At 51.7% G+C, this 20,312-nt stretch carries 23 protein-coding genes and 2 pseudogenes; 5 read left to right on the forward strand and 20 right to left on the reverse strand.

Annotation, left to right across the window (positions count from 1 at the left end; genetic code table 11):
- Nucleotides 1-10: 10 nt before the first annotated feature.
- The 15 genes and pseudogenes from emrA to SK33_RS05430 form a co-directional block, all read right to left on the reverse strand.
- On the reverse strand, nucleotides 11-1,183 hold the full coding sequence (emrA, locus tag SK33_RS05360) for a multidrug efflux MFS transporter periplasmic adaptor subunit EmrA (protein ID WP_003037303.1): 1,173 nt from the start codon (nucleotides 1,181-1,183) through the stop codon (nucleotides 11-13).
- A gap of 130 nt (nucleotides 1,184-1,313) precedes the next feature.
- Entirely contained in the window at nucleotides 1,314-1,844 is a 531-nt protein-coding gene (emrR, locus tag SK33_RS05365; RefSeq protein ID WP_003037300.1) for a multidrug efflux transporter EmrAB transcriptional repressor EmrR, read from the reverse strand.
- Nucleotides 1,845-1,934: 90 nt separating this feature from the next.
- The gene (gene ygaH / locus SK33_RS05370) at nucleotides 1,935-2,270 is read right to left on the reverse strand and encodes an L-valine transporter subunit YgaH (protein ID WP_003037297.1); all 336 of its coding nucleotides are present in this window, start codon (nucleotides 2,268-2,270) and stop codon (nucleotides 1,935-1,937) included.
- Nucleotides 2,260-2,997, reverse strand: a complete 738-nt coding sequence (locus SK33_RS05375) for an AzlC family ABC transporter permease (protein WP_003839672.1) — start codon at nucleotides 2,995-2,997, stop codon at nucleotides 2,260-2,262. Before SK33_RS05375 ends, ygaH begins: the two co-directional genes overlap by 11 nt.
- A gap of 122 nt (nucleotides 2,998-3,119) precedes the next feature.
- Nucleotides 3,120-4,304, reverse strand: a complete 1,185-nt coding sequence (locus SK33_RS05380; RefSeq protein WP_003839673.1) for an MFS transporter — start codon at nucleotides 4,302-4,304, stop codon at nucleotides 3,120-3,122.
- Nucleotides 4,305-4,495: 191 nt separating this feature from the next.
- Nucleotides 4,496-5,491 (reverse strand): glycine betaine/L-proline ABC transporter substrate-binding protein ProX, encoded by a 996-nt coding sequence (proX, locus tag SK33_RS05385; RefSeq protein ID WP_048218483.1) that lies wholly within the window; start codon nucleotides 5,489-5,491, stop codon nucleotides 4,496-4,498.
- Between the two features lie 189 nt (nucleotides 5,492-5,680).
- Nucleotides 5,681-6,745, reverse strand: a complete 1,065-nt coding sequence (gene proW, locus SK33_RS05390) for a glycine betaine/L-proline ABC transporter permease ProW (protein WP_003037285.1) — start codon at nucleotides 6,743-6,745, stop codon at nucleotides 5,681-5,683.
- On the reverse strand, nucleotides 6,738-7,940 hold the full coding sequence (gene proV, locus SK33_RS05395) for a glycine betaine/L-proline ABC transporter ATP-binding protein ProV (protein ID WP_003037282.1): 1,203 nt from the start codon (nucleotides 7,938-7,940) through the stop codon (nucleotides 6,738-6,740). Before proV ends, proW begins: the two co-directional genes overlap by 8 nt.
- Before the next feature lie 354 nt (nucleotides 7,941-8,294).
- Nucleotides 8,295-9,254, reverse strand: coding sequence for a class 1b ribonucleoside-diphosphate reductase subunit beta (nrdF, locus tag SK33_RS05400; protein WP_016150870.1), 960 nt, complete (start codon nucleotides 9,252-9,254; stop codon nucleotides 8,295-8,297).
- Nucleotides 9,255-9,264: 10 nt separating this feature from the next.
- Nucleotides 9,265-10,611: pseudogene (nrdE, locus tag SK33_RS05405) on the reverse strand (class 1b ribonucleoside-diphosphate reductase subunit alpha); the annotation flags it as partial.
- Nucleotides 10,612-10,865: 254 nt separating this feature from the next.
- Nucleotides 10,866-11,870 carry an IS110-like element IS5075 family transposase gene (locus SK33_RS05410; RefSeq protein ID WP_000427614.1) on the reverse strand — a complete coding sequence of 335 codons (1,005 nt, stop codon included), beginning with the start codon at nucleotides 11,868-11,870 and terminating at the stop codon, nucleotides 10,866-10,868.
- A 67-nt stretch (nucleotides 11,871-11,937) separates the two neighbouring features.
- Nucleotides 11,938-12,735: pseudogene (locus SK33_RS05415) on the reverse strand (ribonucleotide reductase N-terminal alpha domain-containing protein); the annotation flags it as partial.
- Nucleotides 12,708-13,118: a class Ib ribonucleoside-diphosphate reductase assembly flavoprotein NrdI gene (gene nrdI, locus SK33_RS05420; RefSeq protein WP_048218482.1), complete on the reverse strand. Its 411-nt coding sequence runs from the start codon at nucleotides 13,116-13,118 to the stop codon at nucleotides 12,708-12,710. The pseudogene SK33_RS05415 and the gene nrdI, both read right to left, overlap by 28 nt.
- Nucleotides 13,115-13,360 (reverse strand): glutaredoxin-like protein NrdH, encoded by a 246-nt coding sequence (gene nrdH / locus SK33_RS05425; RefSeq protein ID WP_003846033.1) that lies wholly within the window; start codon nucleotides 13,358-13,360, stop codon nucleotides 13,115-13,117. The genes nrdI and nrdH overlap by 4 nt, the downstream gene beginning before the upstream one ends.
- 279 nt (nucleotides 13,361-13,639) lie before the next feature.
- Nucleotides 13,640-14,071 (reverse strand): carboxymuconolactone decarboxylase family protein, encoded by a 432-nt coding sequence (locus tag SK33_RS05430; RefSeq protein ID WP_003037267.1) that lies wholly within the window; start codon nucleotides 14,069-14,071, stop codon nucleotides 13,640-13,642.
- A 90-nt stretch (nucleotides 14,072-14,161) separates the two neighbouring features.
- Here SK33_RS05430 and pdxR point away from each other — a divergent pair, with 90 nt between their 5' ends.
- On the forward strand, nucleotides 14,162-15,496 hold the full coding sequence (pdxR, locus tag SK33_RS05435) for a MocR-like pyridoxine biosynthesis transcription factor PdxR (protein WP_048218480.1): 1,335 nt from the start codon (nucleotides 14,162-14,164) through the stop codon (nucleotides 15,494-15,496).
- A 248-nt stretch (nucleotides 15,497-15,744) separates the two neighbouring features.
- Nucleotides 15,745-16,095 (forward strand): DUF2002 family protein, encoded by a 351-nt coding sequence (locus SK33_RS05440; RefSeq protein WP_003037262.1) that lies wholly within the window; start codon nucleotides 15,745-15,747, stop codon nucleotides 16,093-16,095.
- 36 nt (nucleotides 16,096-16,131) lie between these two features.
- On the opposite strand, the gene alaE is transcribed toward SK33_RS05440, so the two are convergent.
- Nucleotides 16,132-16,581 carry an L-alanine exporter AlaE gene (gene alaE / locus SK33_RS05445; RefSeq protein WP_003037259.1) on the reverse strand — a complete coding sequence of 150 codons (450 nt, stop codon included), beginning with the start codon at nucleotides 16,579-16,581 and terminating at the stop codon, nucleotides 16,132-16,134.
- A gap of 557 nt (nucleotides 16,582-17,138) precedes the next feature.
- On the opposite strand from alaE, the gene stpA reads away from it, so the two are divergent.
- Nucleotides 17,139-17,540 (forward strand): DNA-binding protein StpA, encoded by a 402-nt coding sequence (gene stpA / locus SK33_RS05450; protein ID WP_048218478.1) that lies wholly within the window; start codon nucleotides 17,139-17,141, stop codon nucleotides 17,538-17,540.
- Between the two features lie 36 nt (nucleotides 17,541-17,576).
- Here the strand turns inward: stpA and SK33_RS05455 are convergent, their stop codons facing one another.
- The 3 genes from SK33_RS05455 to SK33_RS05465 form a co-directional block, all read right to left on the reverse strand.
- Nucleotides 17,577-17,756, reverse strand: a complete 180-nt coding sequence (locus tag SK33_RS05455; protein WP_003037253.1) for a hypothetical protein — start codon at nucleotides 17,754-17,756, stop codon at nucleotides 17,577-17,579.
- Nucleotides 17,757-17,846: 90 nt separating this feature from the next.
- On the reverse strand, nucleotides 17,847-18,374 hold the full coding sequence (locus SK33_RS05460) for a rhodanese family protein (protein WP_046670391.1): 528 nt from the start codon (nucleotides 18,372-18,374) through the stop codon (nucleotides 17,847-17,849).
- 9 nt (nucleotides 18,375-18,383) lie between these two features.
- The gene (locus SK33_RS05465) at nucleotides 18,384-18,683 is read right to left on the reverse strand and encodes an ArsR/SmtB family transcription factor (RefSeq protein WP_003037247.1); all 300 of its coding nucleotides are present in this window, start codon (nucleotides 18,681-18,683) and stop codon (nucleotides 18,384-18,386) included.
- A 184-nt stretch (nucleotides 18,684-18,867) separates the two neighbouring features.
- Between SK33_RS05465 and SK33_RS05470 the strand changes: the two genes are divergently transcribed.
- Nucleotides 18,868-19,026, forward strand: a complete 159-nt coding sequence (locus SK33_RS05470) for a YqaE/Pmp3 family membrane protein (RefSeq protein WP_032949882.1) — start codon at nucleotides 18,868-18,870, stop codon at nucleotides 19,024-19,026.
- Nucleotides 19,027-19,121: 95 nt separating this feature from the next.
- Nucleotides 19,122-19,571, forward strand: a complete 450-nt coding sequence (lysM, locus tag SK33_RS05475) for a peptidoglycan-binding protein LysM (protein WP_003037241.1) — start codon at nucleotides 19,122-19,124, stop codon at nucleotides 19,569-19,571.
- Nucleotides 19,572-19,583: 12 nt separating this feature from the next.
- Here lysM and csiR read toward each other — a convergent pair whose 3' ends face one another.
- Complete coding sequence (gene csiR, locus SK33_RS05480; protein WP_003037236.1) at nucleotides 19,584-20,270, reverse strand: DNA-binding transcriptional regulator CsiR; 687 nt, start codon at nucleotides 20,268-20,270, stop codon at nucleotides 19,584-19,586.
- Between the last annotated feature and the right edge of the window lie 42 nt (nucleotides 20,271-20,312).

Genomic DNA, 20,312 nt, shown 5'->3' on the forward strand with positions numbered 1-20,312 from the left:
CACCTTTGAATTAGCCCGCGTTGGCCCGCACGATCTCTTCGATCATCTTATTGACCGGAGCAAGGTCGATTTCACGTGCATTACTTTCTGATACCGGCGTGGTGCGGACCTGGCTTGCCAGAATTTGTCCGTCACGATTGGAGGTATCGACTGTAACCAGCGTAGACAAACCGATCCGCAGAGGATGCTGTGCCAGTTGCTGCGCATCCAGTTCGATACGCACCGGCAGACGCTGGACGACTTTGATCCAGTTACCGGTCGCGTTTTGTGCTGGCAGCAAGGAGAAGGCGCTGCCCGTTCCCATATCGAGGCCGACAACTTTACCGGTATATTTCACGTCATCGCCATAAATATCGCTGACAACCGTCGCGGGTTGACCAATACGAATGTGGGCGAGCTGTGTTTCTTTGAAGTTGGCATCCACCCACAGGTTGGTGGCCGGAACAACCGCCATTAACGGCGTGGTTGGGCTAATCTGCGCACCAGGCTGTACGGCGCGACGGGATACATAACCGGTCATTGGGCTGACAATTCTGGTACGTTCCAGCGCCAGCCAGGCATCGCGCACTTCGGTGGCGGCCTGTTGTACGGCGGGTTGATCTTCCAGCTTGCTGCCGAGAATCATTGCCTGGTTAGCATTATATTGTTGGATTGCGACATCAAGCTGAGCCTGAGCGCTGGCGACGGCATCACGCGCATGTTGCAGCTCTTCGCGGCCAATCAGGTTGGCGTTGCCCAGCGGGACTCGGCGATTAAAATCGCTTTGTGCCTGCGCCAGAGCTGTTTTCTGCACTTCAATGTTGGCCTGTAACTGCTTGCTGTTGATCATCAACTGGTGCGTCTGACGCACGCTAGAGGCCAGCGCAGTTTTGGCTTTTTCAAATGCCTGTTTGGCATCTGTCTGGTCGAGGGTGACCAGCACATCGCCTTGTTTTACAAAGTCAGTGTTATCAGCCCAGACTTTCGTCACGCTGCCTGATACCTGCGCCATGATTTGAACCTGGTTCCCTGCCACGTACGCATCATCTGTATCTTCGTAATGACGCAGTACTAAAAACCAATAAATCCCATATGCCACGGCAATGATAATAAAGAGCAAGGTCAGAAGGAGAAGCAGACTTTTACGTTTGCCATTCTTCTTGACCGGTTGCTGCGGGGTTTGAGTCTCCGCATTTGCGCTCATGTTTTTCTCCACGATCTTCTTTTTATTCACATCGGCTGAGCCGACCTGTTTATCAGACAGGCCAGCAGTATGCGTGCTGGCCTGTCGGTTTTTTCATTTATAAATCTGGATTTCTGAGCGAGTCGACGCCTTAGCGCAGCGCTTCTAACACCGCGCCATCCTGCTCCATCTGATCAAGACGGGTCAGAAGTTTACGGGTAATTTGCTCAAGCTGATCTTTTTCGGTGGTGCTAAGAGACGACCAGAGCTGGTGCAGGCAATTATGCTGAGGCGGTAACACCTCTTGCAAAAATGCATGGCCTTTCTCGGTCAATTGCAGATGCAGACAGCGGCGATCGTTATCGCTTTCGCGACGTTCGATCCAGCCACGTTTTTCTAACTCATCCGCGATGCGGGTAGCGTTAGTACGTGACGAGCCAAGCGCACAACTCAGTTCAGAAGGCTGAATACTGTGGTTTTCCTGAGACTCCAGCGTAATCAACGCCATAAACAACGTCTCGTTAATCCCTTGAGCTTTCAGCATCTTATTGCGATTTTCCAGCAGCTTGCCCTGCATGTGCATGCATAGACGAGTCAGAAGCACTTCCTGATAAGGGAACTCTTCGTAGCGGCTGGCGCGAAATTTTAGCATTTGTTCAATGGGCGTAAACGAACTATCCATTTGGGTATAACCTCATTAATTTCAGCCGATATAGTAACGACAGTGACAAATAAAGTAAATGTATTATTAATTTAAAATGATTGTTTTTATCTATAAGACAACCAGCATTTTCCAGGCTAATCCATAGCCCAGAGCACTCAGTAACGTTGGAATGATGATGCTGCGGGTCTTATAGAAGCTTGCACCCAGTATGACAAACCCCACCAGAGTAGGCACGAACCGACGAGCGTCGTGCATCACTTCTGGCGCGGTAGACACCACCAGCAGGGCGCAAATTGATGTAATGCCAATAGTGTCGAGTAATATGCCCGTCGCGCCGCGCTTCGTCGGGCGAACATTGCCGACCCCAAGACGGAGCGGCAAATAGCGAAAACAGTAATTTACGCAGCCGACCAACAGGCCAAGTAGCAGAACTTCATAGCTCATCAGGACCTCCTTGCCAAAATGACTGGATGAGCGCCGTCAGGCATCCACAGACAATACCTGCAAGGATAGCGGCAGGGATGGAAAACAGCATGACGCCAGCCAGCGCCCCGGCGAGGGCCGCAGTCACGCAAAGCGCCTGTTTTCGTTGGAATGACGCGAGCAGGAAGCTCATAAACAGCGCCGGGAGCATGAAGCCCAGTGCCGCTTCAACCGCCGGGTAATCTTTGAGTAAACCACTGCCGGAAAACGCGCCGAGCACCGTACCAAACACCCAGGAGGCCCAGGAGCATAGCGCAATGCCGATCATCCAGTTTTCACTCCAGCGCCGGTTATCCCGTACCAGTTTCGCCGTTGCAGCGGCAAAGACTTCATCGGTAAGGCCAAAAGCCCACAGCGCGCTTTTGGGTTTACTCAGTCGCTGGGCGATCCGACTACGCAGGGAAGGGCCGTACAAAACATGACGGACATCCATGGCCATGACGGTCAGCGCGGCGACCCACAGCGAACTGCCTGCGGCGAGCATGGTGGTAATGACAAACTGGCTGGCTCCCGCATAGATAATGCAGGAGAAAAAGACGCTTTCAACCGGCGTAAAGCCAAGGCGAGTGGCATTGAGACCAAATGCAAAAGCGACCGGAATATAGCTGATAACTATTGGCAGGCTGTCTTTGAATCCTTCCGTTAACGTTGCCGAACTGGATTCAGACTGGGGTACAGGGCTTTCCATAGGGTTATAGGTTTCATTACCGAAATTAATATAACTTGGTTCAATGAGTTATAACCTTAGCAGACTGATGGGCTCCTTAACACCCTGTGGAGCCCAATCAGCGGTAAACATGCGTTATACGCTTAATTTACGGCTTCCTGACGGTGAAAACCTCGCCACCAGACCAACAGGTTGAGTATGGCAACGGTCGTACCTGCCAGACAAACGCCAGCCCACCCGGCATGCTGCCAGGCAGAGGCTGAAATCAGCGAACCTGCCGCTCCGCCAATAAAATAGCTGGTCATGTATCCGGCGGTCAGGCGATTACGCGCGTCAGGATGAATGCGATAGATAACCGTCTGGTTGGTGATGTGCACTCCCTGAACGGTGAGGTCCAACACCAGAATACCGATAATCAGCATGGGGACTGAAGCATGCCCAAACCAAATAGCAAGCCAGGAGAGCAGTAGTAACAGTAGCCCCATGGTTGTGGTCAGGTGGGATTTACCTTTATCGGCAAAACCGCCCGCCGGACGTGCGCCTAACGCCCCTGCGGCACCCGCCAGACCGAACAGACCAATCATTCCTTCCGAATAGTTAAACGGTGGCGCGGCGAGCAAAAATGCCATCGAGGTCCACAGAATACTGAAATTGGCAAAAGTCAGGCAGCCCAGCATCGCGCGGGTACGCAGCAATTTATCGTGAATAAACAGGCTGAATACGGAGCCTAACAGCTGCGGATAGTTGAGATGGGTATCGGATTTCATCTTCGGCAGGCCGCGCCACAGTGCAACCGCCATCAGCGCCATTAATACTGATGCGACCCAAAATACGGTGCGCCAGCCGCCAAGATTCGCCAGTAATCCCGCCACGGTGCGCGCCAGTAGAATACCTAGCAGCAGGCCGCTCATAATCGTCCCAACAACTTTACCGCGCTTGTCCGGTGTGGCAAGCGTTGCCGCCAGCGGAACCAAAATCTGTGCCACTACCGAGAACAGCCCGGTCAGGGCAGTACCGAGGATCAGCATACCCAGCGACTGGCTGCTGGCGGTGATCAGCATGCCACCAGCCGCTAACAGCGTCATGGAGACAATCAGCATCCGGCGTTCAAACATATCGCCGAGCGGCACTAAGAACAGCAGGCCGGCGGCGTAGCCGAGCTGGGCCGCGGTGACGATAAACCCTGCGGTACTGGCAGAGAGCGAAAAGTTGCGCGCGATGGTGTCGAGCAGCGGCTGCGCATAATAGTTACTGGCGACGGCGAGGCCGGTGGCGATAGACATTAACAGGATTAGCGAAGGGCTAAGTCCCTGAGTTGTTTTCGTCATGGTTTTCAACTGAATAATGGATTGCAGAAAACAATCATAACGGAAGTGATTAAATGTTGCTGATTTGTTGAGTGATGGATTGTGCGATTGGAGGAGGGTGGATAGGCCGGATAAGGCGCATCGCGCCACCATCCGGCATTGGTATGGTTATTGTGCCTGATGACGCTACGCTCATCAGGCCTATGAGTGGGTTATTTCTGCGCGGCCAGCGCTTCGTTCACCCAGCCGTCAAACTGCTGCTGGTGGGCTTTGATCCAGCCGTCAACGTGACCCTGCACGTCGGCTTCAGACGCTTTCCCGTCGTGCATCATTGCGTTCTGAGCGTTGATATCTGACAGCGGCAGCTTCATGATGGCAAACAGTTTCGCTGCAGCCGGGTTTTTCTCCGCCCAGGCTTTATTGGCGACAATATGCATCGTGTTCACCGGGAAGCCGTAGTTGGCGCCGTTTGGCAGCTTGGTATCAATATCTTTCTGCTCGCCAGGCAGGGAAGAGAACGGCACCTGCAGCCAGACCACATCTTTACCCGGCTTCATTACGTCGCTGACCCAGTACGGTGTCCAGGTGTAGTAAAGAATGGGTTTACCTTCTTTGAAGCGGGTAATGGTGTCAGCCATCATCGCTGCATAGTTACCGTGGCTGACTTCGACGGTTTTTTCCAAATCGAAAGCTTTGTTCTGGTGGTTGATTACTGCTTCACAACCCCAGCCCGGTGAACAGCCCATCATATCGGCTTTTCCGTCACCGTTGGTGTCAAAGATTTTGGCGATCTTCGGATCTTTTAACTGGGCGATATTGGTGATTTTGTACTGCTCAGCGGTTTTTTTGTCGATCAGATAACCCTGTGCGGCACCCGTAACGAATACCCCCTCGCGATAAAACTTTTTGTCTCCGCCCGCCGCGGCGTACATATCATCATGCAGCGGCTGCCAGTTCACGGCGGTAAAAGTTGCATCGCCAGAGGCAATGGAGGTATAGCCGACGTTGTAGTCAACTTCGCTGGTTTTGTTAACGGTGTAACCCAGTTTCTCCAGCGCACGGGCGACTAACTGCGTCTGGAAGGATTCTTCAGAGATAGTGCTCTGGATTGGCTGTACGGTGATGCCTTTGCCCGGCAGGTCGGCAGCGAAAGTGCTGGTGGAGACAAGGGTGGCAAACGCTGTGGCAATAATTGCTTTCTGTCGCATCGTTGTTCCTTATTGCACTTCATCCTTCAAGCCGCCTCTTTGTTGGCTGCACTCATGCACCCCAGTCACGTACTACTTGTACGCTCCTGGGGATACATTCGTTTGCCGCCGCGATGCAACTTGAATGATTTTGTGCAAGTTAATGAATTGTAGGCCCGGTAAGCAATGCGCCACCGGGCAACGGGTGAATTACTTCGTGAAAGGGCGAGTGATAAGCCCAACGGGACCAGTGGTGTACCAGCGACGGTTGCCGCGGCTACGCGAATCGCGACCAACGGCCTGCGTCAGGCGATCCAGAATGATGGCGAGGATCACAATCCCAACTCCGCCGACGGTGGCAAGCCCCATATCCAGACGACCAATTCCGCGCAGAACCATCTGACCCAGCCCGCCCACGGCAATCATCGACGCGATGACGACCATTGAGAGCGCCAGCATCAGCGTCTGGTTAACCCCGGCCATAATGGTGGGCATTGCCAGCGGGAGCTGCACTTTAAACAGCATCTGACGTGGGCTGGCACCAAACGAGCGCGAGGCTTCAATCAGATCGGCTGGCACCTGGTTAATCCCCAGAATAGTCAGACGTACGATTGGCGGCAGGGCGAAGATAATCGTCACCACTACGCCCGGGACGTTACCAATACCGAACAACATGACAATCGGCACCAGATAGACAAACGCGGGTGTGGTTTGCATGGCGTCCAGCAGCGGGCGAACAATTTTTGCGGCCCGTGGACTGCGCGCCAACCAGATCCCCATCGGCAGACCGATCACCACGCAGAACAGCAACGCGGTCAACACCAGCGCCAGGGTTATCATGGCCTGCGACCACGCGCCGATGGCACCGATGGCAATCAAGGAAATCAGCGTAGCAACGCCCATCCCAACGCCGGAAATCTGCCAGGCAATCAGCGCGAACAGGATAATCGCCACCGGGGCTGGCATACCTAACAGCAGCTGTTGAAAACCGTTGAGAATGTAATCCACCGGGACACGAATGCCCTGGAAGACCGGACGGAAATGGGTAACGACCCAGTCGATCCCCTCTGTGACCCAGCTGTCCAGCGGGATCAGCGTTTTATGGAACGGATCCATAATATTGAAATGCTCTGGTGCCGGCGCGGGGGCGCTGGTCAGCCAGTCCGCGCCACCGCCGTCAGTGGGCGCACCGGATGGCGTGCTCCAGGCATCGGCAGTTTGTGCGGCGCTGTCGGCCGCTGGTGTGGTATCCCACGGATTAGTTTGATCAGCCATTGTTTACCCCCTCACGATCTAAAGCCTGTAACAGCATGCGTTTTGAAATGACGCCCACATACTGCTGTTCCTCATCAACAACCGGCACCGCGCACGGGGCCTGGCCGACATGAGAAAGCAACTCGCTGAGAGGAGTTTGTGCATCTACGGCTAACGGCTCATCGATCAATGCCGCTTCAATACCTTGCGCCTGACTTAACGCTGTTTTTAAGGAGTCGATTGAAACAACGCCAACGAATTTATTGCCGCGTTCGATCACGTAACCATATTCGCGATCTTTGTCCTGCAATAATTGCAGCGCCGAACGTGGACCCACCCCGGGCGTTTTACGAATTAAACCTTCGGGGCTACGGCGTGAAATATCTTTCGCACTGAAGACCTGGCTAATATCAACGCCACGGAAGAAGGTGCGTACATAATCATTGGCTGGATTATTCAGGATTTCATCCGGCGTGCCGACCTGGACCACTTCACCGTTTTGCATAATGGCAATTCTGTCGCCAATACGCATAGCTTCGTCGAGATCATGCGATATAAAGACCACGGTGCGCTGATGCTTCGCCTGTAGTTTTACCAGTTCATCCTGCATCTCAGTACGAATTAATGGATCGAGGGCTGAGAAGGCCTCATCCATTAATAAGATATCAGGGTTAATGGCTAATGCGCGGGCGAGGCCTACACGCTGGCGCATACCCCCGGAAAGTTCATCCGGGTATCCGTGAGCATAATTCTCCAGACCAACCTGACGTAGCGCATCTAACGCTTTTTCACGACGTTCATCCGCACCAACACCGGCTAATTCCATGCCGAATGCCGTATTGTCCAGCACCGTCATGTGCGGCATCAGGGCAAAGGACTGGAACACCATCGCAATCTTTTTTCTGCGCACCTCGCGAAGCTCAGCATCGGATATCCGGGCGATGTCTACGCCGTCAATCAGTACCTGCCCGCGGGTGGGTTCAATCAGGCGATTGAGAAGGCGTACCATTGTGGATTTACCCGAACCGGATAATCCCATGATGACAAATATCTCGCCTTCTTCAATGGCCAGACTGGCGTTCTTAACGCCAAGCGATAGCCCCGTTTTATCCAGAATCTGCTCTTTTGAAAGTCCTTTTTCAATATATTTGAAGGCTCTCTGCGGATGCTCTCCAAATATCTTATAGAGATTTTTAACTTCTAATTTAATTGCCATGCAATAGAATGATTCCTGTTATTTGTTTATATCGATATATTACCTGATGGAAATAGTGACCTTTTTCTACCCTAACATACTGAGAATCTGAGACAACCCTGAATTTGGTTGTGGCATGAATATTGCCAAAGGCCAGGTGGCGGGACTTCCCATGATATAAGGGCTGAGCGCGAATGTGAGCGGCTTAATATTTTTTGTAAATGGCAATGAAAAATCGCCTGAATTGCTGGAATGCAGGCGAATAATGCGGCTGATATTGAGTGTAGATCACACAATTATATTTGCACGACAAAAGTGTGATCCTGTTAAAATATTTCCGCGAAAAATGTACGGTATTTCCCGTAAAAATGAGTGCTAGAAATTCCAGTCGTCATCTTCGGTTTCGACCGCTTTTCCCATCACATAGGATGAACCGGAACCCGAGAAGAAATCGTGGTTTTCGTCAGCGTTGGGCGACAGCGCGGCAAGGATTGCCGGGTTAACCTCCGCCATTTCAGGCGGAAATAGCGCCTCATATCCCAAATTCATTAATGCCTTATTGGCGTTGTAACAAAGGAAGGCTTTGACGTCATCAACCCAGCCGGTCTCTGCATACAATTCTTCCGTATAACGCGCTTCGTTATCATACAATTCCATCAACAGGTCAAAGGCAAAATGCTTTAACTCTTCGCGTGCTGATTCGGAAATATGCTCCAGACCTTTTTGATATTTATAACCAATGTAATACCCATGAACCGCTTCATCACGAATGATCAGACGAATGAGATCGGCGGTATTGGTCAGTTTACCGCGACTGGAGAAATACATCGGTAACCAGAAGCCAGAATAGAACAGGAAGGATTCCAGAAACACGCTGGCTATTTTTTTCTTCAACGGTTCGTCGCTGGCGTAATGTGCCAAAACGATCTGCGCCTTGCGCTGGAGTGGGGTATTTTCTTCACTCCAGGCGTAAGCTGCATCCACATCTTTGGTCTGGCAAAGGGTGGAGAAAATAGAGCTATAGGAACGGGCGTGCACTGCCTCCATAAAGCTGATATTCGACAGCACCGCCTCTTCATGCGGCGTTAACGAATCAGTCATTAACGCTGGTGCTCCGGCAACATTCTGAATGGTGTCGAGCAGCGTCAGCCCGGTAAAAACGCGGATTGTTAGCTGCTGTTCGGCTGCGTTCAACGTTTGCCAGGCCGGAATGTCATTGGAGAGCGGGACCTTTTCCGGGAGCCAGAAGTTACTGGTCAGACGGTTCCATACCTCAAGATCTTTATCATCCTCAATCTTGTTCCAGTTGATGGCGCTCACGCGGGATAATGTCATATTCTCCTCCTTACAGCGCGCATGACACGCAGCCTTCGATTTCGGTGCCTTCCAGCGCCAGCTGGCGTAGTCGGATGTAGTACAGGGATTTGATGCCCTTACGCCAGGCGTAAATCTGCGCTTTGTTGATATCGCGCGTGGTGGCGGTATCGGGGAAAAAGAGCGTCAGTGAAAGCCCTTGGTCGACATGCCGCGTTGCTTCAGCGTAAGTATCAATGATTTTTTGTGGACCGATCTCGTAGGCATCCTGATACAAGGCCAGATTCTCATTGGTCATAAACGGGGCAGGGTAGTAAACGCGCCCGGTTTTGCCCTCTTTGCGAATCTCCACTTTCGACACGATCGGATGAATGCTTGACGTGGCATGGTTGATGTAGGAGATAGAACCGGTGGGCGGAACCGCCTGTAAATTCTGATTATAAATGCCGTAGCGCATCACATCTTCACGCAGTTGTGCCCACATCTCGCGCGTCGGTAGCGTAATGCCTCTGACAGCAAACAGTGTGCGGACCTTGTCGGTTTTTGGCTGCCAGTCGCCCTGCAGATACTGGTTAAAATACTCGCCGCTGGCGTAGCGTGACTGTTTGAATCCGGCAAAGGTTTGACCCCGCTCGCGGGCGATCTTCATTGACGTATTCAGCGCATGCCATGTGATGGTGTAGAAATAGAGATTGGTGAAATCCAGCCCTTCCGGCGAGCCGTAGGCGATCCCTTCCCGCGCCAGATACCCGTGCAGATTCATCTGCCCAAGACCAATCGCGTGCGACGCGCTGTTCCCGGCGTCGATCGAAGGCACGCTGCGGATGTGGCTCATGTCCGAAACGGCGGTTAAGCCGCGAACCGCCGTTTCCACGGTACGACCAAAATCGGGTGAATCCATGGTATGGGCAATGTTCAACGAGCCGAGATTGCAGGAGATATCGTGCCCGATCTGCTCGTAATTGAGATTTTCATCGTAGGTGGAGGCACTGTTAACCTGCAAAATCTCCGAGCACAGGTTGCTCATATTGATCCGACCGGCAATCGGATTGGCGCGATTCACCGTATCTTCAAACATGATGTAAGGATAACCAGACTCAAACTGGATCTCGGCCAGCCGCTGGAAGAATTCGCGGGCGTTAATGTATTTTTTGCGCACGCGTTCGTCGGCCACCAGTTCGTCATACCGCTCACTCACGGCGATATCACCGAACGGTTTGCCGAAAATCCGTTCCACGTCATACGGTGAGAACAGCGCCATCCGGGCATTTTCTTTCGCTAGCCGGAAGGTGACGTCGGGGATCACCACGCCAAGCGAGAGCGTTTTGATACGGATTTTTTCGTCGGCGTTTTCACGTTTAGTATCGAGAAAACGTATCTATGGTCACTCCCGTTTTTGCAACACCGATTTTGACGACAAGTTGGCTTGCTTGAATCTATCCGGCGTCTGAATGGGATTTTATTCCCGCGCCTCGATGAGTTCCGCGCCTGATGAACCTCCAGAAAATATACGGCTTCAATGAGCCTTTCCGTTTTACAGGTTCCTCAACAGGCCGGTGGGCCGTTAGTATCATCAATATCAGTATTCGCAAAACCAGATGAATGATTGTTTAAACTGGTGTATTTCTGCCTTTATGCTTCGTAAGTTTGCTGTCGCGCCGTCAGTGCCCAGGCTATTCTGGCCAGCTTGTTTGCCAGAGCACAGGTGACGACAAAGTTGCTTTTCCGACACAACAACTCCCTGACCCAGTCGGCCAACTTGCCAGACTGGTGTTCCAGTTTTTGTATGAATACCCTGGCACACTGAACCAACAAAGTTCGGATCTTTTTGTTGCCCCGCTTGCTAATCCCTAACAATGTCGTCCGACCTCCCGTGCTGTACTGTCGGGGTACCAGCCCTGTTGCCGCCGCAAAGTCACGGCTGCTGGCGTACTGCTTCCCGTCGCCAATCTCAGTTGAAATAGTACTGGCAGTCAGCGTTCCAACGCAGGGAATACTCAGCAAGCGCTGTCCAACCTCATCTTCGTCCAACTTTCGTTTCAACTGAGATTCCAGATCTTTAATCTGCTCAACAAGATAGTGATAATGCTGTTGTAATTTCAGCAGTAACTGGCTGAGATAAAGAGGCAAACTACTGTCCTCAAGAAGGGTACTCAGTCGACTAATAACGGCAGCACCTCGCGGAACGCTGATACCAAATTCCAGCAGAAAAGCATGCATCTGATTAGTTGTTTTCACCTTATCCTGAACCAGGGATTCACGGACACGATGCAGAGCTCGCATTGCCTGCTGAGATTCGGTTCTGGGCTGCACGAAACGCATAGATGGACGTGATGCTGCTTCACAGATAGCTTCAGCATCAACGAAGTCATTTTTGTTGCTTTTAACGAATGGGCGGACAAATTGCGGTGATATCAGCTTTGGAAAATGCCCTAACTCTGCCAGCTTGCGTGCCATAAAGTGAGAACCGCCACAGGCTTCCATCGCGATGGTTGTTGCCGGGCATGTCGCCAGAAATTCGATTAGCTTTGGTCGGGTGAATTTTTTACGGTAAACGGCCTTCCCACGATGATCCTGACAATGAATATGGAAAGAGTTCTTACCCAGATCGATACCAATAAGCGCAATGTTTTCCATGATGGTTCTCCGAATGAAAGCCTGTCCTCAGCATAGTACTGGGAAGGAGGGAGTGACCATCTCATTAAATATCCGGATGGTGTGCGTGCAAATACACCGCGCCTGCGCCCTGACGTGCCCCGAGTTGATTCGCATAAGAAAACGCATCTTCCAGCATTTTCATTACCGGGATCACCCCAGAGGACTGGTTCTCAATGCGTTTAATGGGCGCACCTGCCTCGCGCAGGTTGGAGAGCAAAAATGCCACGCCGCCGCCGCGTTTGGAGAGCTGAAGTGCGGAGTTGACCGCCCGACCAATAGACTCCATGTTGTCTTCAATACGCAACAGGAAGCAGGAGACCAGCTCACCGCGTTGCTGTTTACCGCAGTTTAAAAAGGTTGGTGTGGCGGGCTGAAAGCGCCCGGAGAGCATTTCATCGGTCAGTTGCGTCGCGAGTGCTTCATCGCCCTGCGCCAGCGTGAGCGCCACCATCGTTACCCGATCCTCAAAGTCTTCGAGATAGCGCTTACCGTCGAACGTTTTCAACGTATAGCTGGTGTAGAACTTCCATGCGCCGAGGAACGTCTGGAAACGGAATCCGCTGGCGTGGGCGTGGGCGAATAGCTTCAGCACGAACGCGCGATCGTAGCGGGCTAACACGCTGGCATCGTAATAGCCTTCATCCACCAACGTTTCCAGGCGCTCCTGCTGGCTGGCAAACGCCACCGAGTTGGGGCGGACGTGTGCGGCAAAGAAAGCCTCCACCGCCTGATGGTCTTTGTCGAACTGAATGCGCCCGGCTTTATCATACAGATTCAGCATGGCGTTCAGGGCGTGATAATCCAGCGTTGGCTGCATTACACGTTCTGCGGTTGTCGTTGCCAAAATTTGCTCACTCCTTTTCGAACGTTGTCGATATCGCTTTGGGTGCCCATCAGCTCAAAGCGATAGAGCCACGGCACGCCGCATTTTTGTGAGATGACATCACCCGCGCGACCGTAGGCGTCACCGAAATTACGATTGCCGGAGGCGATCACTCCACGGATTAACGCCCGGTTGTGTGTATCGTTTAAAAAGCGGATCACCTGTCTTGGGACCGCGCCAGCAGTGCCGCCGCCGCCGTAGGACGGCACGATTAATATGTAAGGTTCGTCTACCCGGATCGGCTCGCGTTCGTTAAGCGGAATGCGGATGGCAGGCAGCCCCAGACGCTGCATAAAGCGGTGCGTATTTTCGGAGCTGCTGGAGAAGTAGACGAGCTGACTCATGCGCTGACCACACGGTGTTCCGGATGCAGACGGTTGATCATGTCCGGGCGAAACCCTGACCAACTGGTTTCACCCGCGACTACGACCGGTAACTGGCGAAACCCTTGATCGCGCAGGTTATCAGCCAAATCGGGCTGTAAATCGACGTTTACCATCTCAAAGTCAAAACCACGGCTTTCCATTGCCCGTTTGGTGGCATGGCACTGAACACAGTTATTGCGAGTGTAAATAATAATACGCATGATTCGTATTTCCATTTAAAAATAAAAGATCGGCGCGATAGAGGGCGTCGGGTTGTGTGTGTCCTGATAGGAAAGATACTAGATGTAGTTTTAAAAAGATTCAACCATACAAGATATGGGAATTTTAGATTGATGATGGGCTGGGTTATGGGCATGGCAGGGGAAGTGATATGTACCATCGCAGGTTGCCGGATGGCGCGCGTCGCGTCTAATCCGGCCTACAGGAAAGCACTTCCCAGGCCGGATAAGGCGTTTATGCCGCCATCCGGAAGCGCAGAATCACATGCGCATCCCCACCGCCAGGCGGTTAAAGCAGTTCATCAGGCTAATGGCAAATGTCAGGTCGCTAATCTCTTTCGCGCTGAAATGGTCGAGCAGCGGCAGATAAACGTCATCTTCGGCGTGACTAGTGGCAATTTGAGTGACCGATTCGGCCCACGCCAGCGCCGCACGTTCCTGCTCGCTGAAGTGGTGACTCACCCGCCAGCCTGCCAGCGCATCCAGTTTGGCCTGCGCAACTCCGGATTTGCGCAGTGCTTTACTGTGCATTTCCAGACAAAAGGCGCAGCCGTTGATTTGCGAGACCCGCAGGTAAATCAGTTCCGTCAGCGTAGGTTCCAGCGCGCAATTCTCCAGCGCTTTGCTTGCCTGAACCAGAGCGTTATAGATTTCAGGGCTGAGTTCATAATAGGGCTGGCGTAACATGGTCATGGTATTTCTCCTCGTTTGGATGACCCGCAATGTAGCACTATAATGGACTGCTACAGAGAGCCATATTGTTGCCAAAAAAGCAGACCATAAATGCCACGCTATCAGCAAATCGCCCGTCAGTTAAAAAACGCAATTGAGAAAGGTGAACTCAAGCCCGGTACCAGATTGCCCTCCAGTCGGACCTGGGCCCAGGAGCTGGGAGTATCACGCTCGACGGTGGAAAATGCCTATGCAGAGCTGGTGGCGCAGGGCTGGCTCGCGCGGCGTGGACAGGCAGGAACGTTTGTCAGTGAGCAACTGCGACCAGAAAGGGCACCTGTTTCTCCTGCCATCTTTGCCGGAGAAAATCCCAGACCGCAAACTTTTCAGATGGGATTACCCGCACTCGATCTTTTTCCGCGCGAAGTCTGGGCGCGGGTGATGGGACGGCGTTTACGCACCCAAACGCGTTTTGATCTGGCGGTGGGCGATGTGTGTGGCGAGCGGGCGTTACGTCAGGCTATTGTGGATTACCTGCGGGTCTCACGCAGCATTGAATGCCAGCCAGAGCAGATTTTTATCACTTCAGGCTATGCGGCATCAATGACGTTAATCCTGCGCGCTCTGGCGCATCCCGGAGAGGGAATGTGGGTTGAAGATCCCGGCTTTCCGCTGATTCGGCCTGTGGTGGCTCAAGAACGCATTGAGTTGAAGCCGGTAGCGGTGGATGCCGATGGTCTGGATGTCAGCGCCGGGATCCGCGACTACCCGCAGGCGCGTTTTGTACTGCTCACTCCCGCACATCAAAGCCCACTGGGGGTAGCACTGTCTTTAGACCGTCGCCACCAGTTGCTGAAGTGGGCGACTCGTGCGCAGGCGTGGGTAATCGAAGATGATTATGACAGTGAATTTCGTTACCACGGTAAGCCGTTGCCGCCGCTAAAAAGTCTGGATGCGCCCCTGCGGGTGATTTATGCCGGAACGTTCAGCAAATCGATGTTTCCGGCTTTGCGTACGGCATGGCTGGTGGTGCCCCTGACCCAGGTTGAACACTTTCGCCAACAAGCGGCGCTAACGGCCTGTAGCGTTCCGGTTCTATGGCAGCAAACGCTGGCGGATTTTATGCGAGACGGCCACTTCTGGCGACACTTAAAACGTATGCGACAACATTATGCCGAACGACGACAATGGATGGAAAACGCCCTGACCGAACAAGGATTTAGCGTCATTCCTCAGGAAGGTGGGATTCAACTGGTGATGAGTGTGGACGGAGATGATATTGCGCTGGTGCGCAAAGCGAATCAGGCCGGGTTAGCTGTTCAGGCGTTAAGCCGCTGGCGAATAACGTCAGAAGGAAAGGGGGGAATATTGCTGTCATTTACCAATATCAGCTCGGCGGAAATGGCGCAACAGGCGGCGTACCAACTGCGGATGGCGCTGACATAAATCTATACCCGTCATACTTCAAGTTGCATGTGCGTTGGCTGCGTTCGTTCACCCCAGTCACTTACTTTAGTAAGCTCCTGGGGATTCGCTCCCTTGCCGCCTTCCTGCAACTCGAATTATTTAGGGTATATAAGGTTCTTACGATATGCGTCCCACCATCGCCACCCGTTTATGGACTTTTCTGAAAGCGTTGCTAATGCTGAATCAGGTAAGGTAAGCCCGCAGTAAAAGATAACGAGGAAAATAATATGTATTTACGACCCGATGAGGTGGCGCGCGTACTTGAAAAAGTGGGCTTTACCGTTGATGTAGTGACGCAGAAAACGTACGGCTATCGTCGTGGCGAAAATTATGTGTACGTTAACCGTGAAGCTCGCATGGGACGTACCGCATTAATTATCCATCCCACACTAAAAGAGCGCAGCTCTTCGCTGGCAGAACCAGCGACGGATATTAAAACCTGCGATCATTATCAGCAATTCCCACTGTATTTAGCCGGTGAGACACACGAACATTATGGTATTCCGCACGGCTTTAGCTCGCGAATTGCGCTGGAGCGTTATCTGAGTGGGTTGTTTGGCGACGTTAATTCTAACTAATAACGCGACTGGCAGTGCCAGTCGCAAAGAAGCGTGTCAGGCTTTAGCCTGATGATAGCTGCTGACCTTAAACAAGCGGCGGCAATAATCAAGAAAGTAGCCATAGACAGCGCCCATCAGCATTGACACCACGATGTTCGAACTTACTGCAGCCGTAATCTGGTGCCAGTCCGCGCCAACCGTCAGCAGAATAATCACATACACCGGCGACTGGAAGGTGACATAAGCCAGCACATCCGCCAGATTTTTTGCCCATCCTGCCTGCGTGGCTTTACGCGCCGCGCGCATGAACAAATCACGGTACATGCCGTATGGCCACGCGATCAGTATGTTGACAGGGATAGCGACTAATCTGGAATACAGCGACTGTTCGAAGCTCATTCCAGAAAGGAATATTTCGATCAACATGTTCACGACAGAACAATAAACAACCATCGCGAACGTGTCTGCTACTGCATGACGCAAGCGTGACTGCGGAGAGAACATGTTAATGCTCCTTGTAAAAAGGGGGAAAAAGGTTTTGAATACCTTAACTGCTAGTGATTTGTCTTGCTGCTTTCGCGTTTTAATAGGATATCTGCCTGGATAATAACTAGCAACTAGCTTAAAATTTTTATTTATTGTCTTTTTGTCGATAAAATGCTCTGCAATGGTTTGTTTTTTGTTCGTTTTGGTGTTTTCGTTGCTGTGTTAATTAAAATTCTTTTAGATCAAAGAGTTATTTTTGCTTGTTTTTCTGAATTTTTTGCGCTCCTTTTCTGAATGTTGACTGATGTGCAATATGTATACTCGTTGGTTCCACGCGATGCTGTGGCCTGTTTCTTAAGTGACGCACTGAGATACCTTGCAGGTATATTCAAAGCTGCAATCAGGGTAATAGAATATATTGTCTGCGCGATAGCAGAATGGATGCTATAAATATCAGAGTTGGCTATTTGTTTAATGACCTGTGAATAAATTAGACTGGAAATATAATAATCAGTTGCATACAATATTTAGCGTAATACCGTTTTTATGTTTTACGTTAAAGAGGTTTTGTTAATATGAGTTCAATGTTAAAAAACTTAAATAATATCCGCTCGCTGCGTGCAATGGCTCGTGAATTTTCCGTTGATGTACTGGAAGATATGCTTGAAAAATTCAGGGTAGTGACCAAAGAACGGCGCGATGAAGAAGAACAGCTACAGCGCCAACGCGCAGAACAGCAGGCAAAAATTAATGCCTTGCTGGCGCAGATGCAGGCAGACGGGATTAGCCCGGAGGAGCTGCTGAGCATAACACCGGCTACGACACGTTCAGTTAAAAAACGCCAACCGCGCCCGGCGAAATATTGTTTTATCGATCTCAATGGTGAAACGAAAACATGGACCGGGCAAGGTCGCACACCGAAGCCAATTGCCCAGGCGCTGGCGACCGGTAAATCTCTTGATGACTTTTTGATCTAATTACGAAGGCGGTGAGGAGATCCTCACCGCTTATTTTCAGCAAACGCCGAAATCACCCTCTTCGGTATATCGCGTGACATCAGCTGCTTTCAGCGTGAATTTATCACCGTTTTCATTACTGGCTTGTACCGCCACAATTTGATCGTCATTGACTTCAACAACCTTCAGTTTTGGACCGCCCATACGCGGTTGAACCAGATCGCCAGGTTTAAACATATTGTTGCGCTCCTTTATTTATCATTTATCGCAGAACTCACCATAGATCACGTCAACCGGCGGGTACAGTGCTGTTTCAATGATTACCGCTTAATGAGTACGTCGGTTCCAGGGCATTTTGTCCAGCAGACGCGCCATGCCGCAAAAGCCGGTCACGCCAGCGAGAATCAGCCCGGCCCCGACAAAACCGCTCAGCAGGAAGAAAGCACTGCTGACGGCGTAACCCAGAATAACACCGAGTAAGGCAAGGCTACCCGCGGCTATCTGCACCTGACGCATCAGCGGTAACGGTTGTGAACTGTCTTTCGCCACCGGCAACCCTGCGGCTTTCCAGCCGTCAATTCCACCTTCCAGCAGCCAGACCTGCGCGGGCGCAGCAATGGCGCTCAGTTTTGTTGCCGCATTTTGTGTACGTTTGCCTGACTGGCAGTGAAAAATCACCTGCTCGGCGCGTAAATTCGCAGGCAGCGATCCCTGTTCAAGCGCGGGCAACGGTGCCAGATGAGCCTCAGGAATATGCTCGTGCAGATACTCGTCAGCGTCGCGGATATCAATCAGTTTTGCACCTTGCGCGACCAGTGTCTGCGCCTCGCGCGGGGAAATCGTCCCAATAGTCATGATGGCTCCTTATGGGCAATACAGTGTTTTTAATGTGGCGATCAGCGAATTCACGGCCGCATTTTTAATGGAGTAGAGGATGCGCTGGGCATCGCGCTGGCTTTCTATCAGACCTTCTTCACGCATACGCGCCAGATGCTGGGAAGTGGCGGAAGGGCTAAGGCCGGTAACACGGGCTAACTCGCCTGCGCTGGTACCGGGTGAACCGCAGAGCATGCACAAAATCAGCAACCGTTTCGGGTTACTCATCGCTTTTAGCAGGGCGGCAGCTTGTTCAGCGCTGGCCTGGAGTTGTTCAAGTTCAGTCATATGTATTTAAGTATAATCTAAATTAAGCATATTCTAAAATAAACAACCAACGTACGCCAGCGTAAAGAGCGTAAAGGAGGGTAAAACAGCCGCGGAATGCTGGCAGAGTTGGGTAGAATGGCTACTCTTAGAGATAAAATCTCTTTTTAAACAATGATTAATTTTTTGCTTGTAGGGAGTGTGTATGGGTTTCTGGAGAATCGTTTTTACTATTATTCTGCCCCCGCTTGGCGTGCTGCTGGGGAAGGGGCTCGGCTGGGCATTTATCCTCAATATCGTTCTGACGCTGCTGGGCTACATCCCTGGTTTGATCCATGCCTTCTGGATACAGACGCGTAATTAATTCCTTTCAATTACGGCGCTTTGGCGCCGTTTTCTTTGGCCCCCTTTCTCCTCTGCTACACTTTTGGGTGTTAATTGTTAATTACCGAGGTGGATATGGGACTCTTCAATTTTGTAAAAGATGCGGGTGAAAAACTGTGGGATGCGGTCACTGGAAACCATGACACAGCCGATCTGGCAAAAAAAGTGCAGGAACACCTGAACAAAACTGGCATCCCTGATGCGGATAAAGTGGACGTGCAAATTAACGAAGGCAAAGCCACTGTTTCTGGTGATGGATTAAGTCAGGAGGCGAAAGAAAAAATTCTGATCGCGATTGGTAATATCTCCGGTATTGCCAGCGTAGATGATCAGGTTAAAACCTCTGCGCCCGCGAGCGAAAGCCAGTTTTATACCGTGAAATCAGGGGATACCCTGAGCGCTATTGCTAAACAGGTTTACGGTAATGCCAACCTGTATAACCAGATATTTGAAGCGAATAAACCCATGCTGAAAAGTCCGGATAAAATCTATCCTGGGCAGGTGTTACGTATTCCGGAGCAGTAATATTATTCAGGCTTATTCCGTCAGCAATTTACCGGACATCGCCTGTTGAATAATCGGAATCGGCGTCAGCAGGTGCTGGCGCATTAATTCGCTGGCGCGCGCGGCATCGCGTGCCAGAATTGCTTCGGTTAACGTTTGGTGCTGATCGTGTTTGTCTTCCAGCATCTCCACCGACAGCACCGTTTTTCGCAGCCAGATAAACCGGTAGCGCGCCGCCAAATCGAACAGTCGTTCGCGCATTTGCAGCAGATATTGTGAACCACAGCCAGCGACAATCGCCGAGTGAAACGCCTGATGGCGCTGATCCCACTCGTCGAGCATCTGTTCGCTGGCATCAATGGCTTCAAGCTTACTAAGCATATGTGCGCGCGCCAGAATTTCAGCTTCCCAGGCATCGTCGCCGCGTTCAATGGCCAGCGCGACCAGCATGGCTTCCATATTGGCGCGGGCATCGAAAATATCGAGCAACTCCTGCTCTGACATCGGGGCAACACGATACCCTTTCTGATTTACTACCGTCACCAACCGCTCGGCAACTAACTGCGAAAGCGCTTCGCGTAGCGGTCCCACGCCAAGCTCATAGCGTGAGGTCAGCAGGCTCATACGCAGTTTTTCATCAGGCTGATACACACCGCGGATGATGTCGTTCTTCAGCCAGCGGTATCCATCAATGGCCGTCGGTTGGGGAATGGCGGTCATGGTCATACTCCTGAAAGGATTTCCCGGCCTGCGCCGGGAACA

Source organism: Citrobacter sp. MGH103, from assembly GCF_001034475.2.
Lineage (GTDB): Bacteria > Pseudomonadota > Gammaproteobacteria > Enterobacterales > Enterobacteriaceae > Citrobacter > Citrobacter freundii.

Bases quoted from the DNA above. Each gene is read 5' to 3' on its own strand.
- SK33_RS05465 (WP_003037247.1), bottom strand. From the start codon at position 18,683: ATGACTGAACTTGAACAACTCCAGGCCAGCGCTGAACAAGCTGCCGCC.
- proX (WP_048218483.1), bottom strand. From the start codon at position 5,491: ATGCGACAGAAAGCAATTATTGCCACAGCGTTTGCCACCCTTGTCTCC.
- nrdH (WP_003846033.1), bottom strand. From the start codon at position 13,360: ATGCGTATTATTATTTACACTCGCAATAACTGTGTTCAGTGCCATGCC.
- alaE (WP_003037259.1), bottom strand. From the start codon at position 16,581: ATGTTCTCTCCGCAGTCACGCTTGCGTCATGCAGTAGCAGACACGTTC.
- emrR (WP_003037300.1), bottom strand. From the start codon at position 1,844: ATGGATAGTTCGTTTACGCCCATTGAACAAATGCTAAAATTTCGCGCC.
- SK33_RS05455 (WP_003037253.1), bottom strand. From the start codon at position 17,756: ATGTTTAAACCTGGCGATCTGGTTCAACCGCGTATGGGCGGTCCAAAA.
- SK33_RS05460 (WP_046670391.1), bottom strand. From the start codon at position 18,374: ATGACTATTGGGACGATTTCCCCGCGCGAGGCGCAGACACTGGTCGCG.
- SK33_RS05430 (WP_003037267.1), bottom strand. From the start codon at position 14,071: ATGACCATGTTACGCCAGCCCTATTATGAACTCAGCCCTGAAATCTAT.
- proV (WP_003037282.1), bottom strand. From the start codon at position 7,940: ATGGCAATTAAATTAGAAGTTAAAAATCTCTATAAGATATTTGGAGAG.
- SK33_RS05470 (WP_032949882.1), top strand. From the start codon at position 18,868: ATGGGTTTCTGGAGAATCGTTTTTACTATTATTCTGCCCCCGCTTGGC.
- SK33_RS05410 (WP_000427614.1), bottom strand. From the start codon at position 11,870: ATGGAAAACATTGCGCTTATTGGTATCGATCTGGGTAAGAACTCTTTC.
- csiR (WP_003037236.1), bottom strand. From the start codon at position 20,270: ATGACCGCCATTCCCCAACCGACGGCCATTGATGGATACCGCTGGCTG.
- ygaH (WP_003037297.1), bottom strand. From the start codon at position 2,270: ATGAGCTATGAAGTTCTGCTACTTGGCCTGTTGGTCGGCTGCGTAAAT.
- proW (WP_003037285.1), bottom strand. From the start codon at position 6,745: ATGGCTGATCAAACTAATCCGTGGGATACCACACCAGCGGCCGACAGC.
- pdxR (WP_048218480.1), top strand. From the start codon at position 14,162: ATGCCACGCTATCAGCAAATCGCCCGTCAGTTAAAAAACGCAATTGAG.
- nrdI (WP_048218482.1), bottom strand. From the start codon at position 13,118: ATGAGTCAGCTCGTCTACTTCTCCAGCAGCTCCGAAAATACGCACCGC.
- nrdF (WP_016150870.1), bottom strand. From the start codon at position 9,254: ATGACATTATCCCGCGTGAGCGCCATCAACTGGAACAAGATTGAGGAT.
- SK33_RS05440 (WP_003037262.1), top strand. From the start codon at position 15,745: ATGTATTTACGACCCGATGAGGTGGCGCGCGTACTTGAAAAAGTGGGC.
- lysM (WP_003037241.1), top strand. From the start codon at position 19,122: ATGGGACTCTTCAATTTTGTAAAAGATGCGGGTGAAAAACTGTGGGAT.
- SK33_RS05380 (WP_003839673.1), bottom strand. From the start codon at position 4,304: ATGACGAAAACAACTCAGGGACTTAGCCCTTCGCTAATCCTGTTAATG.
- emrA (WP_003037303.1), bottom strand. From the start codon at position 1,183: ATGAGCGCAAATGCGGAGACTCAAACCCCGCAGCAACCGGTCAAGAAG.
- stpA (WP_048218478.1), top strand. From the start codon at position 17,139: ATGAGTTCAATGTTAAAAAACTTAAATAATATCCGCTCGCTGCGTGCA.
- SK33_RS05375 (WP_003839672.1), bottom strand. From the start codon at position 2,997: ATGGAAAGCCCTGTACCCCAGTCTGAATCCAGTTCGGCAACGTTAACG.